This window comes from Burkholderia sp. BCC1988 (assembly GCF_905339895.1).
GTDB lineage: Bacteria > Pseudomonadota > Gammaproteobacteria > Burkholderiales > Burkholderiaceae > Burkholderia.
Genome location: NZ_CAJPHA010000096.1, coordinates 1 through 293 on the forward strand (window position 1 = coordinate 1; position 293 = coordinate 293).

The following is a 293-nucleotide window of genomic DNA, read 5'->3' on the forward strand; positions in this document are numbered from 1 at the left end:
AAAGCCCGGGAAGATCTCGACGCCCAGGGCCTCCGCCTGCTGGCCGAGCCAGCGGGTCACGTTGCCCAGCGAGATCACGTAGTTGCCGTGGTTCTGGAAGTTGGCGGGCAACGCCCAATTCGGCGTCGTGACCGCGCTGTTCTCGGACAGGAACAGGAAGCGGTCTTCGGTCACCTCGACGTTCAACGGCGCGCCCTGTTCCTTCCAGTCGGGAAACAGCTCAGTGATCGCGCGCGGGTCCATCACCGCGCCCGACAGGATGTGCGCGCCGATCTCGGAACCCTTCTCGAGCA

At 65.2% G+C, this 293-nt stretch carries 1 protein-coding gene; it reads right to left on the reverse strand.

The window, feature by feature from the left end; genetic code table 11:
* A partial coding sequence (locus tag U4012_RS35720) for an NAD(P)/FAD-dependent oxidoreductase (protein WP_415750433.1) occupies nt 1–293 on the reverse strand: 293 nt, incomplete at both ends.